The 16,177-nt window shown below is 38.6% G+C and carries 14 protein-coding genes; all 14 read left to right on the top strand.

Annotated features, from left to right (window positions below; genetic code table 11):
* Window positions 1-66 precede the first annotated feature (66 nt).
* Window positions 67-429 carry an Asp23/Gls24 family envelope stress response protein gene (locus IV81_RS00665; protein WP_057801277.1) on the top strand — a complete coding sequence of 121 codons (363 nt, stop codon included), beginning with the start codon at window positions 67-69 and terminating at the stop codon, window positions 427-429.
* Window positions 430-448: 19 nt separating this feature from the next.
* Entirely contained in the window at window positions 449-2,140 is a 1,692-nt protein-coding gene (locus tag IV81_RS00660) for a DAK2 domain-containing protein (RefSeq protein WP_057801275.1), read from the top strand.
* Window positions 2,141-2,292: 152 nt separating this feature from the next.
* Window positions 2,293-4,320, top strand: a complete 2,028-nt coding sequence (recG, locus tag IV81_RS00655; protein WP_057801272.1) for an ATP-dependent DNA helicase RecG — start codon at window positions 2,293-2,295, stop codon at window positions 4,318-4,320.
* Between the two features lie 23 nt (window positions 4,321-4,343).
* Complete coding sequence (gene plsX, locus IV81_RS00650) at window positions 4,344-5,387, top strand: phosphate acyltransferase PlsX (protein ID WP_057801270.1); 1,044 nt, start codon at window positions 4,344-4,346, stop codon at window positions 5,385-5,387.
* A gap of 36 nt (window positions 5,388-5,423) precedes the next feature.
* Window positions 5,424-5,666 carry an acyl carrier protein gene (gene acpP, locus IV81_RS00645; protein ID WP_057801268.1) on the top strand — a complete coding sequence of 81 codons (243 nt, stop codon included), beginning with the start codon at window positions 5,424-5,426 and terminating at the stop codon, window positions 5,664-5,666.
* A gap of 82 nt (window positions 5,667-5,748) precedes the next feature.
* Window positions 5,749-6,444, top strand: a complete 696-nt coding sequence (rnc, locus tag IV81_RS00640; protein ID WP_057801266.1) for a ribonuclease III — start codon at window positions 5,749-5,751, stop codon at window positions 6,442-6,444.
* A gap of 8 nt (window positions 6,445-6,452) precedes the next feature.
* Window positions 6,453-10,001 carry a chromosome segregation protein SMC gene (gene smc, locus IV81_RS00635; protein ID WP_057801264.1) on the top strand — a complete coding sequence of 1,183 codons (3,549 nt, stop codon included), beginning with the start codon at window positions 6,453-6,455 and terminating at the stop codon, window positions 9,999-10,001.
* A 3-nt stretch (window positions 10,002-10,004) separates the two neighbouring features.
* Window positions 10,005-11,198 (top strand): signal recognition particle-docking protein FtsY, encoded by a 1,194-nt coding sequence (gene ftsY / locus IV81_RS00630; protein ID WP_057801262.1) that lies wholly within the window; start codon window positions 10,005-10,007, stop codon window positions 11,196-11,198.
* A 3-nt stretch (window positions 11,199-11,201) separates the two neighbouring features.
* A complete protein-coding gene (locus tag IV81_RS00625) occupies window positions 11,202-11,543 on the top strand; it encodes a putative DNA-binding protein (protein WP_057801261.1) in 342 nt (113 codons plus the stop codon).
* A gap of 16 nt (window positions 11,544-11,559) precedes the next feature.
* Window positions 11,560-12,990: a signal recognition particle protein gene (gene ffh, locus IV81_RS00620; protein ID WP_057801259.1), complete on the top strand. Its 1,431-nt coding sequence runs from the start codon at window positions 11,560-11,562 to the stop codon at window positions 12,988-12,990.
* Between the two features lie 412 nt (window positions 12,991-13,402).
* Window positions 13,403-14,419: an ornithine carbamoyltransferase gene (gene argF, locus IV81_RS00615; RefSeq protein WP_057801258.1), complete on the top strand. Its 1,017-nt coding sequence runs from the start codon at window positions 13,403-13,405 to the stop codon at window positions 14,417-14,419.
* A gap of 90 nt (window positions 14,420-14,509) precedes the next feature.
* Window positions 14,510-14,782, top strand: a complete 273-nt coding sequence (gene rpsP, locus IV81_RS00610) for a 30S ribosomal protein S16 (protein ID WP_011673297.1) — start codon at window positions 14,510-14,512, stop codon at window positions 14,780-14,782.
* Between the two features lie 129 nt (window positions 14,783-14,911).
* On the top strand, window positions 14,912-15,427 hold the full coding sequence (gene rimM / locus IV81_RS00605; protein WP_057801257.1) for a ribosome maturation factor RimM: 516 nt from the start codon (window positions 14,912-14,914) through the stop codon (window positions 15,425-15,427).
* Window positions 15,427-16,164, top strand: a complete 738-nt coding sequence (trmD, locus tag IV81_RS00600) for a tRNA (guanosine(37)-N1)-methyltransferase TrmD (protein WP_057801256.1) — start codon at window positions 15,427-15,429, stop codon at window positions 16,162-16,164. The genes rimM and trmD overlap by 1 nt, the downstream gene beginning before the upstream one ends.
* The last annotated feature ends 13 nt before the right edge of the window (window positions 16,165-16,177 follow it).

Raw genomic sequence — 16,177 nt, 5'->3', positions numbered from 1 at the left:
ATTTATTGCATGTATAAGATATGGTAAAATATCGTTGGTATAGATAAATACTAAGGAGGCAGAATTATGGCTGTCAAGATCAAAACAAAAAATGGAACAATTGATGTTTCAAATGATGTGATTGCAACGGTTGTTGGTGGTGCCGCAACGGACAATTACGGTGTTGTGGGAATGGCTAGTAAAAACCAAATCCGTGACAACATAAACGAGATTCTTAAAAGAGAAAACTATGCCCGTGGTGTGGTTATTAAACAAGAACAAAACGGTATCTCCATTGATGTTTATATTATTGTGGGATATGGAACTAAAATTTCTGAAATTTCAAAAAATGTACAATCAAAAGTTAAGTACAACCTAGAATCAATGCTTGGCATCTCTGCGAATTCGGTCAATGTCTTTGTTCAAGGTGTGAAGGCACTCAACGATTAATCGCTGAGTCGGGAGGATAATGAATTTGGAAGCAATAGAAACATTGATTACTAATGATATTTTCGATCAAATGGTGCAAGCCAGTTCCGATCGTTTAAAGATGAACGCTGATTTTATAAACTCATTGAACGTTTTTCCGGTCCCTGATGGAGATACGGGAACAAATATGAGTCTCTCACTTGAAAGTGGTGCTAAGTATGAAGCTGATGATGCTAGCACAGAAGTGGGACATTTGGCAGCTTCTTTAGCCAAGGGTTTGTTAATGGGGGCTAGAGGAAATTCAGGTGTGATTTTATCACAAATTTTTAGAGGATTTGCTAAAAGCGTTGAAGGAAAAACAACCTTGACGGCTAAGGATTTAGCGGATGCCATTGCTAATGGGGCAAAAACAGCCTATAAAGCGGTAATGAAGCCGACAGAGGGAACTATTTTAACCGTCGTTAGAAAAGCAGCAGAAGCGGGAAATGAGGCCGTTAAGAATAGCGAGAATCTGGCCGAAATCATGCAGACAATTGACGTTGCTGCAAATGAGGCCTTGAAGACAACAACAGACCTCCTTCCGGTTCTCAAAGAGGTCGGAGTGGTTGATTCTGGTGGACAAGGCTTAGTTTTTGTTTTTGACGCCTTTAGTGACGTTTTAAATGGTAAAGATGTTTCCGAATATAAGCATGAACCAGACGAGGCTGAAATTAACGAGATGGTTGATGCCAAACATCATCAAAGTGTACAAGGAAAAATCAATCCTGAAGACATCAAGTATGGATATTGTACTCAAATGATGGTTCGTTTAGGGAAAGGTCTTCAAGTTTCTAAAGAATTTGATTATGATACTTTCTATGAATATTTAGCTGGTCTTGGTGATTCGTTATTGGTTATTAATGATGATGAGGTTGTTAAGGTTCACGTTCATACGGAACACCCCGGAGACGTTTTAGCTTGGGGACAACAATTTGGTGATATTACCAAAATTAAAATTGACAATATGCGCTGGCAACAAGAAGAAATCATTGAGCAAGATGATACACCAGTAGCGACCCCCGAGAAGCAAGAAGCACCTGAAACAGCAGTTATTGCGATCTCTTCGGGAGCAGGAATTTCGAAACTGTTTAATAGTTTAGGAGTAACTCATATTATCAGCGGTGGGCAAACAATGAACCCAAGTACCGCTGATATTGTGGCGATGATTAATAATTCTGGTGCCAAACAGGCAATTGTTTTGCCTAATAATAAAAACATCTTTTTAGCTGCTGAACAGGCTGTGGAAGTCGCTGAGATTCCGACTAAAATCATTCATAGTCGAACCATCGCACAGGGAATGGCAGCGATGCTTGAATTTAATCCGGAAGAAGCTTTAGACGATAATGCTGAAGCAATGGAAGCGAACCTAGATACTGTAAAAAGTGGTTCGGTGACAATTGCGGTTCGAGACACAACGTTGGACGGACGTGAAATCCATAAAGACGACTACATGGGCTTGGTTGATGGCGAAATTGTCAACACGGCATCCGATCTGATGGATGCAACGATTGAGATGGTGAACTTGATGCTCGAGGAAGATAGCGAGATTGTGACTGTTATTTATGGAAAAGATGCAAATAAAGAACAAGCTGATGAACTTCGAAATGCAATTCTTGACATTGACGATGATCTTGAAATTGAAATTCATGAAGGTGACCAACCAGTTTATCCATTCTTAGTTTCAGTGGAATAAATGCAGATTGTTTAAGAAGTTATGAAATATAAATTAAGCAGCAATTCTAATTGGAATTGCTGCTTAATTTGGATAAAATGGAATCAAATGGTAAAAATCTTGGGAATATTTAAAAACAACCACAGCACTCACTTGTAATTGACGGAGATAAAATGAAAAGTTTAACAGATACGGTGGAGGTTCTGTCAGGAGTTGGACCGAAACGATTTCAAGCACTAAATGAACTTGGGATAACGACAATTGAAGATTTAATAACCTACTACCCCTTTCGGTACGAGGACTTGGCAGCTAAAGATCCAACAGAAGTAGCGGACCAACAGAAAGTAACTTTTCAAGGAATTGTTGCTACTGCTCCGACAATTGCCCGCTTTGGACGGCAAAAAGTTCGGGTTAATTTTAGACTGCTGGTGGGTAATGAATCCGTCATGGTTACATTCTTTAATCAGCCGTGGATTAAAAATCAAATTAATGCTGATGAGGAAATTGCGGTATATGGCAAATGGGATGCTAATCGGCGAAGTTTAACCGGCTTAAAGGTTGTTGGTGATGACAGTGATATTAAGCCGGTTTATCCTGCTAATAAGCATATCCGCCAGTCAACAATCCAACAGTTAGTTATTGACGGTTTAAATCAATACCAAGATATTATTTACGATGTAATTCCTGAACAGTTAATTGATCGGTATCGGTTGCTACACCGATTGGATATGATTAAAAGCCTCCATTTTCCGTCTAATGACGCTAAAACACGGGATGCACGTCGCACAGCGATGTTTGAAGAATTTTTGACCTTTCAGATGGGACTTCAAATTGTAAAATCTCGAAATCGAGATGAAAATGGAATTGCCATTGATTATCAAATTAATTTAATTCGGGATTTTATTCAGCAATTACCCTTTGAATTAACTGATGCCCAAAAACGGGTTACAAATGAAATTTTGGCAAACTTAAAATCTCCGGCGCACATGAATCGACTGTTACAGGGAGATGTTGGAAGTGGAAAAACCGTCGTGGCGGCGATTGCAATGTACGCAACGCTTACGGCGGGGATGCAAGCAACGTTAATGGCTCCGACTGAGATTTTGGCTGAACAGCATGCAAACAACCTGGCTAAGTTTTTTAAGAATTTTGATGTAAAAATTGGTCTCTTAGTGGGTGGTATTCGAAAAAAAGTGCGCGACGAAATGCTACAGCAAATTAAAGACGGCGATATTGACATCGTAGTTGGAACGCATGCAATTATTCAAAAAGATGTTGAATTTAATAATTTGGGTCTAGGAATCATTGATGAGCAACATCGCTTTGGTGTCCATCAGCGGCAACTATTAAGGGAAAAAGGTGTCGCTCCAGATATACTGGCGATGACGGCCACCCCAATTCCTCGAACGTTGGCAATTACGACGTATGGCGACATGGATGTCTCAATTATTGATCAGTCCCCGGCAGGTCGAAAAAAGGTTATCACTAGTTGGGTGAAAAAGGGCGAATGGGATAAGGTTCTCGAATTCATGACACGCGAATTTAAGCAAGGTCATCAAGCATTTATTGTCACACCCTTGATTGAAGAATCCGAAGCAATGGATTTACAAAATGCAATGGAATTGTACGACGAACTGCAAAATTTCTTTGGCGAGCAGCATCCGATTGCACTTTTGCATGGTAAAATGGATGGAATTCAAAAAGATCAAGTCATGACGGAATTTAAAGAAGGCAAGTATGCCGCTTTAGTTTCCACAACGGTTATTGAAGTCGGTGTTGATGTTCCAAACGCGACTTTAATGATAATTCAAGATGCGGATCGTTTTGGATTAGCACAACTGCATCAACTCCGTGGCCGCGTTGGTCGTGGTCAGGAACAAGCCTATTGTATTTTAGTTGCCGACCCCAAAAATGATGTTGGTAAGCAACGCATGCAAATAATGGTTGACACAAATGATGGCTTTGTCATATCTGAGGCGGATTTAAAGATGCGTGGCCAAGGTGATTTATTTGGCAAACAGCAGTCTGGTGTCCCAGAATTTAAGGTGGGCGATCCCGTCGTGGATTTAGGAGCGCTACAGACTGCTCAAATTGACGCTGGAAAAATTGTTAGCCAACCTGGCTGGTCCAAAAAGATGGAATATCGAAATTTAGTAAATTATTTAGAAAAAATAATGCGGATTAATCAAAACTTAGATTAATTTTGCAACAAAGGAGAAAAATAATGAAAATTGCCGTAGACGCAATGGGTGGCGATAATGCGCCTGAAGAAATTGTAAAAGGGGTGGCTGAAGCTCGGGAATCTTTGCCAGATACCGAATTTATCCTCTATGGAAAAAAAGAAGAAATCGAAAAATATATGACTGATTTTAAAAATATTAAAATTGTTCATACGGATGAAATGATTACGATGGAAGATGAACCGGTGAAAGCAATTAGGCGTAAAAAAAATTCTTCGATGGTCCTAGCGGCACAAGCCGTTAAAAATGGAGATGCGGATGCAGTTTTCTCTGCAGGAAATACGGGGGCGTTGCTCGCAGCAGGTTTATTTATTATTGGTAGAATTAAAGGGTTAGATCGTCCCGGAATGACGGCCACTTTACCTAGTTTAGCGGGTAATAATGATAACTTTACCATGCTTGATGTTGGAGCTAATGCTGAAAGCAAGGCTAAGAATCTCCATGATTTTGCAATTTTAGGAAATTTCTATGGCACCAATGTTATGCACGTTACGAATCCAAGAATTGCTCTTTTGAACAATGGTACAGAGTACGATAAGGGTGATAAAATTCATAAAGAAGCGTATCAATTGTTAAAAAATGACGAATCAATTAACTTCATTGGAAATATTGAATCTCGTGAATTATTAAATGGAACGGCAGATGTAGTAGTTACTGACGGATTTACGGGAAATGCAGTTTTGAAAAACATTGAAGGAACCGCCCTTTCAATGCTTAAACTAGTTAAAGAGACAATAATGAATAGCGGTGTTAAAGGAAAAATGGGCGGCTTATTACTGAAGTCGGCATTTAGTCAAATCAAAGAAAAAATGGATTATTCTAAGCAGGGTGGTGCCGTGTTATTAGGAGTTAAGGCACCGGTGGTTAAGGCACATGGATCAAGCAATGCTAATCAAGTTAAAAACGCCTTGATTCAGGAGCACGAAATTGTTGATTCGAAATTGGTGAAAAACTTAGCTGATTATTTTGAAATTCACCTTCAAAGTATTAAACAAAGTGAAGTAGACAAAGAAAACGAAAACAATTAAAATACTATAGGGATCACAAGTAGAGGAGCGTTAAAATTGTCAAAGGAAGAAATATTTAATAAAATTGCTGATATTCTGGCTGAACGTTTTGAATTGAAGCCAGATCAAATTACAAATTCTTTGAATTTTAAAGAGGATCTAAATGCGGATTCGATTGACATTGTTGAATTTGTTTTGGAACTAGAAGATACATTTGGTGCTGAAATTTCTGATGAAGTAGCCGAAAACCTGATTACAGTGGGCGATGCGGTAGATTATATCAGTAAACATCAAGCCTAATTTTTATAACGTATGTAGCTCGGTGATTAATATAATTGGTCACCGAGTTATTCTTATCTAAAAGATTGAAAGGAAACTATCGATGATAAAAGCTTTAGAAGATGATTTAAGTCAAACCTTTAATATTCATTTTAAGAACCATGATTTACTGGATGAAGCCTTTACGCAGGCTTCTTATGTAAATGAACATCCACATCAAGGATTAAAATTTTATGAAAGAATTGAATTTTTGGGGGACGCCGTACTTCAAATTGTAGTATCTGAATACCTATTTAAACGTTATCCTGAAATGCCACAAGGAAAGCTAACTCGGCTTCGTGCTGCGATGGTGTGCGAAGCTAGCTTTAGTGATTTTGCTAAAGAATGCCGTTTTGATCGTTACATTCGTTTAGGAAAGGGAGAAGAAAAATCTGGCGCGCGGCAGCGTCCATCACTTCTTTGTGATATTTTTGAATCGTTTATCGGAGCATTATATTTGGACCAAGGGCGTGACGCCGTAGAACGATTTGTTCGGATTGTTATTTTTCCTAAACTAGATGAGGGCCGTTTTGATCACATCATTGATCATAAATCTGAGCTGCAAGAACTGCTTCAAAAAAATGGCGATGTTGAAATTGACTACGAGTTGATCTCTGAAGAAGGCCCTGAAAATGATTTAACTTTCACGGTTAGTGTGATTGCTGACAATCAAAAACTCGCAACTGGAACTGGACATTCTAAAAAAGTTGCTGAACAAAATGCCGCAAACATGGCTCTTCAAAAGATGCGCGGAAAATAGGTTTTTTGATGAAATTACGAACAATTGAAATTAGTGGATTTAAGTCGTTTGCGGATAAAACCAAGATTGACTTTAAGGACGGCATTACCGGAATTGTGGGTCCAAACGGTTCAGGTAAGAGCAATATTATTGAAGCGGTTCGCTGGGTTATGGGTGAAACATCGGCCAAAAGTTTGCGAGGCGGCAAGATGCCCGATGTTATTTTTTCTGGAACCGAGAAACGTAAGCCACTTGCACGGGCATCAGTAACGATTATATTTGATAATTCAGATCACTTTTTAGATTCTAAATTTGACGAAGTAATGGTTACTAGGCGCCTTTTTCGTAATGGCGAAAGTCAGTATGAAATTAATAAGCAAGAGTGTCGATTAAGAGATGTCTTGAATCTGTTTATCGATACTGGACTTGGCCGTGAATCGTTTTCAATTATTTCTCAGGGACGCGTTGAATCGATTTTTAATAGTAAACCAGAAGAACGAAGAGCCATTATTGAAGAGGCGGCCGGGGTCCTAGAGTATAAGCAGGATAAAAAGCGTGCAGAAAAAGAGTTAGAAAAAACAAGTGGTTATTTGGAGCGGGTTAATGATTTAACCGTTGAATTAGAAAAACAAGTTCGACCTTTGGAACAGCAGGCAGCGGTTGCCAAGGACTATCTTGAGCAAAAAAAACGGTTTGATATTTTGGACCAGACCAAATTGGTAAAGACCATTGATGGGAACTCGGTCATTCAAGCGCAGTTAGAAACAAAGCGGCAACAGTTAAAAGAGCAATTAAGCGAACTAACAACAAGAAGTGCCACATTATCAGAACAACGTTCACAAATTAAAGAAACGATTAACGCGCAAACGAAGCAAAAGGATCAAACCCAGACGGAACTGGTCCGCTTAAATCGCCTAGAAGAGCAACTTAAGGGCGAAAAAGATCTGCAAGCGGAACGTCGAAAATTTGCTGAACAGGAAAAGCTTCGATTAGAAAAAGAAAAAAATGAGATACAGACTCAGATTGATAAAAGCACTAGAGAACGTTCAGAATTACGTGAACAGCTTACACAGCTTTCAAAACGAATCGCTGAAAAAAATGAAGCTTTAAAATTAATTAGAGAAAATGATAAAGAACATCAAGAGCAAAAACTAAAGCAAGAAATTGAAAATTTAAGAGCCGATTATGTCGAAAACTTACAAAGTCTGACGACCTTAAAAAATCAATATAATTTTAATTTGCAGGATCAGCAGCGAGATGAGCAACAACGATCTAAAATTACGTTTGATATTGCAACACTGGAGCAGCAGTTAGAAAATCATCATGCTACTCAAAAAGGGTGCCAAGCAGCATTTTTAGAACTAGATGCGGTTATTAAGCAGCGAGCCACGCGCATTAAAGAGCTAACCATTCAGCAAGATCAATTGCGGACCGACTACGAGCAACAGCGTCAGCAATGGCTTGATGGTTCAAATGTGGCGCACCGTGTTGAAAGTAAGCTAGAGGCGCTAACTAATCTAAAAAATGAACATACGGGTTTTTATCAAGGAGTTCGATCAGTTTTAAAACAGAAATCCAAATTTAAGGGAATTGTTGGTCCTGTGGCTGAAATAATTGATGTACCGGAAGCATATACGGTTGCAATTGAGACGGCGTTAGGCAATCAAGTGCAAAATGTGGTTGTTGAAACAGACCAAGTTGCCAAAGAAATGATTGAGTTTTTAAAACAGAATCGGCAAGGTCGGGTAACATTTTTACCTAAAAATGCTTTAAAGCTTCGCCAATTAACGTCCGCGGTTCAGAATGAATTGGAGCGGTTGCCAGGTCTTGTTGGCGTTGCTTCAGACTTAATCAAAACCGAGCCCCAAAATAGAATTATTGGTCAATACCTCCTAGGAACGACCTTAATCATAGATACTTTGGAAAATGCGGTGGTTGCTTCTCAAAAAATTAGTCGTCGAAACCGCATTATCACTCTCGAAGGAGACGTGATTGGGATCGGAGGTACAATGACCGGTGGGGCGACTCGAAAAAATACTACCGGCGTCTTACAACAAGATCAGGAAATTAAAAAATTAAAATCACAATTTGATACGATGCGACAGCAACTAGAGCAAAAAGAATTACAAGTACAAAAAACGTTGTCCGTTGGCAAAGATGCGCAAAGCAAATTGCAGAAAATTACCAAGGAGCAACAGATTGATCAACAACAGCTTTCAGAATTAGCTAATCAAAGGGCACTTGAAGAAGAGCGCATCAAAGAGCTTGAACGGCATCGAAAGGCTATTCAATTTGAATTATCGCAAATTGATGATGAAGAAAATCATTCGGGCAATTTACAGGGTAAGATTGCGGAAATTGAAGCAAAGGTTAAAGAGATTAAGACCGCTACTGAAAAAAAGCAAAGTACCTTAGCAACATTGACGGACGATGCCGGCGAGCGGCAAAATCAAATTACAAATTTAAACGTTGAATTGGCGCAATTAAAGGAACAACTTTCGCAACAAAAACAACGCCTGGAGGATCTAGAAGGTGTTGTTGGAAGGTCTAAACAACAATTAAAGGATTACGAAGCACAGATCGCAAATCTTCATCATGATGAACGTTTATCAGATAGCAATGTTAATCATTACAGCTTAAAAGAAGTACAAAAGCAGCTTCTGGACTCGAATCATCGGTTGGAAAAAATTCAAGAAAAGCTACAATTGAGCCAAGTTCAACAAGATCAAGTCACGGCTGACTATGAAATTGCACAACAAAATTTAAATCAAGTTGGTTCCCAATTAAATGAGGTAGAACGTCAACAATCTTTAAACCAAAATCGAATTGAAATTGCGGTTGACAGACTTTCGGAAGAGTATGGACAGACAATTGAAAGCGTTCAAAAGAATGTTCTAACGAAAATAACCGATGAACAACTGGATCGGGAACTAAAATTGCTCAAACGTGGATTAACGGAATTAGGGACGGTTAATTTGGGCGCAATTGATGAATATGAGCGTGTTTCTTCCCGCTATAACTTTTTAAATGAACAAAGAAAAGATTTAATGGATTCAAAACAACAGTTGGATCAGTCAATTGCTGAAATCGATCAGGAAGCAGGTCAACGGTTTAAGCAAACTTTTGACCAAGTTGCCACCGAATTTGCTCAAGTTTTTGTTAAAATGTTTGGTGGAGGGAAAGCTAAACTTGAATTAACTGACCCCGAACATATTTTAACAACTGGAATTGAAATTAAGGCTCAGCCTCCTGGGAAAAAATTGCAACGTTTAAGCCTACTTTCTGGTGGTGAAAAGTCTTTAACTGCCATCACATTATTATTTGCGATTTTACAAGTTAAACCAGTTCCATTTTGTATTTTGGACGAAGTAGAAGCGGCATTTGATGACGCTAATGTTGATCGTTTCGCCCGTTATCTTAAGACATTTCGGGATACAACACAGTTTATCGTCATTACGCATCGGAAGGGAACAATGGTGGAAGCTGATGTTTTATATGGTGTGACGATGCAAGAATCAGGAGTATCAAAAATGGTTTCTGTTTCAATTGATGAAGCAGAGCAAAGGGAGTTGGTGTAAACCATGGCATGGTTTTTTGGTAGAAAGAAAAAAAAGGAACAACAAGAAAAACAGGTTGAATCGGAAGCAAAAGTCCAATCCGAAGCAACTGTTCAAAATGAAATGACGATTCCAACGGAACCGGTAGAATCAGAGACACAGCCCAAAGAGGCTCATCAACAGACAATTGACGACAAGAAATCCGATGACACTCAGTCTCCTGCGACGGGAGTGTCAGTGGAAAGTCGTGAAGATGTAAGGGTTGTAAAGAATGAGGAGATAGATGATGCGGAAAGATATGATCGTGGTCTAGAACGTTCAAGAAGATCTTTTGGTCAGAAACTATCATCGCTTTTTACTAATTTTACTGGCGTTGATGATGACTTCTATGACGATTTAGAGGAAACATTAATTGAAGCGGATGTTGGCTTTGATACTGCCCTTGAAATTAGTGAAGAAGTTCGTGATGAGATTGAATTTGAGCATGTTTCTGATCCTGATCAAATTTCACAATTAATCGTTCGAAGGCTGGTTGCTTTATATACAAGAAACGGCAGCGCAGAAGATAATCATTTGGTCTTCAGTAAAGAAGGACCAACCGTTTTCTTATTCGTTGGTGTTAACGGTGTTGGAAAAACAACTAGCATCGGTAAGATGGCAGCACGTTTTAAAGCGCGTGGACGAAAAGTTCTATTGGCGGCCTGTGATACATTCCGTGCCGGAGCGATTCAACAACTTGAAGAATGGGGAAAACGTGATGGGGTTGACGTCGTAGCCGGAAAAGAGCAGTCTGACCCAGCTTCTGTAGCGTTTGAAGCCGTTAAGAAAGCTAAGGCTGAAAATTATGATTTATTGTTAGTCGATACGGCGGGACGTTTACAAAACAAGGTTAACTTGATGAATGAGCTGGATAAAATTAAGCGGGTAATTAGTCGTGAAATTCCAGACGCTCCACAAGAAACTTTATTAGTCTTGGATTCAACAACGGGTCAAAATGCTTTGACTCAAGCTAAAGCATTTTTAGAGACAACTAATGTTACGGGAATTATCCTAACAAAACTCGATGGTACGGCAAAAGGTGGAATTGTATTAGCAATTAGAAACCAATTGCATCTGGCCGTTAAGTACGTTGGGTTGGGTGAAACGGTCGATGACCTAAGCCCATTTAATCCCGAACAGTATGTCAGTGGATTATTCAAAGGTTTAATGGAAGATTAACTAATGGAAATTGAAAAAAATAATCGCATCAATAGTTTACTTGAATTTTACGAACAACTATTGACATCTAAGCAAAAAGAGTACATAACCCTTTACTACGCGGATGATTACTCGTTAGGTGAAATTTCTGAAGAATTTCAAGTTAGTCGACAGGCCGTTTATGATAACATTAAAAGAACGGTTAATATTCTTGAAAAATACGAAGAGAAGTTGCATTTGTTGCGTAACTTTGAAAAGCGTAACCAGCAATTTGACCAAATATTAGATTATATAAACCTAAATTATTCAAAAGATACAGAATTACGACGCCTTTTAGATGATCTCGAAAAGAGCGAAGAAGAATAAGACGGAGGGGCTTTAAATGGCTTTTGAAGGTCTAACAGAACGATTACAAAAAACATTTACTAATTTACGAAAAAAAGGAAAGGTAACTGAAGCTGACTTACGTGACACGATGCGAGAAATTCGTTTGGCACTGTTGGAAGCTGACGTTAACTTTAAAGTAGTTAAACAATTTGTCAAAACTGTGCGGGATCAAGCAATTGGTTCGGATATTTTGGAAGGCTTAAATCCAGCTCAACAAATTGTCAAACTTGTTAATGACGAGTTGGTCAAGATGATGGGGGAGGAAGATGCTCCTCTAAATAAATCGCCAAAAATTCCAACTATTATTATGATGGCTGGGCTTCAAGGTGCCGGTAAAACAACAACAACTGGTAAGCTAGCATTAAAACTTAAAAATGAACAAAAGGCACGCCCATTATTGATTGCGGCTGACGTTTATCGACCTGCCGCGATTGACCAATTAGTTCAAGTCGGTCAACAGATTGATGTACCTGTTTATGAAGAAGGAACTGATGTTAGTCCAGTTGACATTGTACGGCACGGTTTGGCGCAGGCAGCCGAAAATAAAAACGATTATGTTTTTATCGATACTGCCGGTCGATTACAAATTGATGAAAAACTGATGCAAGAGTTAGCTGATATTAAGGCTCTTGCGCAACCAAATGAAATTTTACTGGTTGTTGATGCAATGACTGGTCAAAATGCAGTTAATACCGCCGAAGGTTTTAATGAAAAACTTGATATTACGGGAGTTGTTCTAACAAAATTGGATGGTGACACCCGTGGTGGTGCCGCACTTTCAATTCGTTCGGTCACTGGTAAACCAATCAAATTTGTTGGTCAAGGTGAAAAGATGGAAGACTTGGATGTTTTCCATCCCGACCGAATGGCGTCCAGAATCCTGGGCATGGGTGACATGCTGACTTTAATCGAAAAAACGCAAAAGGATTTTGATGAGAAGCAAGCTGCCGAAATGACTCAAAAGATTCGGGAAAATACCTTTGATTTTAACGATTTTGTGGATCAATTAACCCAGGTTCAAAACATGGGGCCACTGGAAGACGTCATGAAAATGATTCCTGGAATGGCTAATAACCCCATGATGAAGAATATGAACGTTGATCCTAAAGATATTGAGCACACTAAAGCAATTGTTTATTCTATGACAAATGCGGAACGTGAAGATCCAGATATTTTAAATCCAAGCCGTCGTCGACGCATTGCCGCTGGTTCTGGACGTCCAGTTGTTGAAGTTAATCGAATGATTAAGCAATTTAATCAAATGAAAAAAATGATGAATCAAATGTCTAAAGGAAACTTCGCTGGAATGGAAGGCTTGATGGGGAACGGAATCAAAGGAAAATTGTCGAAAATGGCAATGAATTCGATGATGAAGCGAAACAAGAAAAATAAAAAGAAACGCATGAAGAAGAACAAAAAGCGTTAATTAATGGTATTTTAGGTATAAATATTGAAGTTTGATTTAACAATAACCGAAGTTTAAGGAAATTAATTCAAAATTGAATTGATTTCCTTTTTTTGTGACGTTAAAAACGATGCAGGTACCGGAAGTAAAATGAATGGTGCTCGAGATCGGAAAATATCATTCCAAAAAGACCAATCCATAATTTTTGGTATTTTTATTCATAAAACGGCCAATGTATAGATGATGACGATAGGTTTGATGCTCACCTAATCCACCGTTGTGATACAAAAAATGAATATATATTCTATTTAAAAGCAATTATGAACATATTTTGTATAATTATTCCAAAATGCTTGATTTTAATTATTAAGAGAGTTATTGTGACTTGTATTAATAAATATAAATAAATATTCAATGTTTGTGGAGGTAGCGGATGAATCATTTTTATAAAGAGTCGTTTTTAAAGGAGATTGATTTTTCAAAAGCGGAAATAAACTACTTGATTGATTTTGCGGAACATTTAAAAAACCTGAAGCAAAATAATATTCCTCATCAGTATTTATATGGAAAAAGTATTGCGTTATTATTCGAGAAAAACTCAACCAGAACACGTTCGGCATTTACCGTGGCGGCCAATGATTTGGGTGCTTATCCCGTTTTTTTAGGAAAAGATGATATTCAATTAAAACAAAAGGAATCCATAATTGATACTGCAAAAGTGCTGGGAGGAATGTTTGACGGAATTGAGTTTAGGGGATTTAAACAAAGCGATGTAGAGCAAATAGCTGATTATAGCGGTGTCCCAGTTTGGAATGGATTGACTGATGAATGGCACCCAACTCAAATGCTTGCCGATTTTTTAACTTTAAAAGAAAAGTTTGGTAATTTAGATGGACTTAAATTGGCCTATTTGGGCGATGGGCGTAACAATGTTAGCAATTCATTGTTAGTCACGGCGGCTAAGTTAGGGGTTAATATTCAAGTTGGCGCGCCCAAACAGCTTTGGCCAACGGATGAAGTTCTTAAGATTGCGCTAGATGAAGCTAAACAAAATGGTAGTAAAGTTTTAATCACCGATGATCCGATTGAAGCAGTTAAAGAAGCCGATGTTCTTTATACGGATGTTTGGATTTCAATGGGAGAAGATGTCGACCCCACTGATCGAATAAAGATGTTGAGACCATATCAAATTAATCGACATCTGCTGAATCAAACTGGAAAATCTGAAACGGTTGTAATGCATTGTTTGCCAGCTTTTCATGATCATGACACCGTGATTGGCAAAAAATTAGGCGAACAATTTGGGATGGATGCCTTGGAAATTACTGATGAGGTATTCAATGGTCCTCAGTCGATTGTTTTTGAAGAAGCCGAAAATCGTTTGCACTCGATTAAAGCAATTATGGCTGTTACTTTAGGAGATTTATTTATCCCAGAATATTTATTTTAACCAATTTTCAATCTGTTAAGGAAAAACACTTTACATCTATACGGATAACTGGTATATTATTACTCGTGAATAAATAGTGGAGGTGTCAACATGTCTGTAAAGATTCGTTTGAAACGTATGGGTTCAAAGAAGCGTCCTTTCTACCGTGTCGTGGTTGCTGATTCACGTTCACCACGTGATGGTCGTTTTATCGCCCAAGTCGGAACATACAACCCATTAACAGAACCAGCTTCAGTTAAACTTGAAGAAGAAGAAATCTTAAACTGGTTAAACAATGGTGCTCAACCTTCTGATACTGTTAAAAACATTTTCTCAAAAGCGGGAATTATGAAGAAGTATCACGAAGCTAAGTATACAAAATAGGTTATACCTGATTGAAGGGCGTAAATAAAACGAAGGTTTTATTGCGTCCTTCTTTTTATGTATAAATAATGATTTTAAACAATGTTTTAACGCAAATTACGTTTTGGATGTAATGAAAAGGTGGAACTAATGAATTATTACAATGTCGGTAAGATCGTAAATACTCGTGGACTGCGTGGAGAAGTAAAGGTAATTTCATATACTGATTTTCCTGAAGATCGGTTTAAATCTGGTTCACAGCTACAAATTTTTAAGGATGAAAAGACAGCTACTCCGCTAGCAACGGTGGTTGTTAGATCGGCTAAAGAACACAAGGGAACCTTTTTAATCACATTTGAGGGCATTGATACCATTAATGACGTTGAAAAGTATAAGGGAATGATTCTTAAAGTCGAAGAAGAGCAGCTACAAGACCTTGATGAGGGCGAATTCTATTTGCATCAGATCGTTGGACTAGATGTATTTGAAAATGGTATTAAGCTCGGAGTGATCAAAGAAGTCTTGTCGTATGGTCCAAATGATGTTTGGGTTGTAAAACGTCCAGGGAAACCGGACTTATTATTGCCTTACCTAAAGGATGTTATATTAGACGTTAACTTAGAACAAAATCAAGTTACGGTCGAGGTTCCGGAGGGGTTAGACTAATGAAAATTGACGTGTTAACTTTATTTCCAAAAATGGTTGAGGTTCCGCTGCATGAATCGATTGTTGGCAAAGCAATCGAGGCTGGAAAGTTAGATGCCGAGGTAACTGATTTTCGTCAATATTCAACAAATAAACATGGAAACGTCGATGACTATCCGTACGGTGGTGGCGCAGGCATGCTGTTAACCCCACAGCCAATCTTTGATGCAATGGAGCATGTAAAGAGCCAAAATAACCAATCGGCTGGCCGAGTGATCCTGGTTGATCCCGGTGGTAAAAAATTCGACCAAGCAATGGCTGAAGATTTTGCTAAAGAAGAACATCTGACTTTTATTTGTGGACATTATGAAGGATATGACGAACGAATTAAAACTCTGGTTGATGACGAAGTTTCACTAGGTGATTTTGTCATTACAGGAGGCGAATTGGCCGCCTTAACAATGATTGATGCAACGGTTCGGCTACTACCATCAATTTTAGGTAACCAAGAATCAGCTGTCGGGGATTCTTTTTCAACGGGCCTATTAGAATTTCCGCAATACACGCGTCCCGAGGATTTTAGAGGATTAAAGGTTCCTTCAATTTTACTAAGTGGCAATCACGGAAAGATTGATGAATGGCGTCGAACCCAGTCACTGAAAAAAACGCTGGAACGACGACCAGACTTGTTAAAAACGGCTCCTTTATCGCCGGAAGATCAAAAAATTCTACGTGAACTACAAACGCCTGATATGTAAAATATATGACAGG

The sequence above is a fragment of the Pediococcus stilesii genome (assembly GCF_001437075.1).
Lineage (GTDB): Bacteria > Bacillota > Bacilli > Lactobacillales > Lactobacillaceae > Pediococcus > Pediococcus stilesii.
This window is presented reverse-complemented; position numbering and strand designations above follow the sequence as displayed.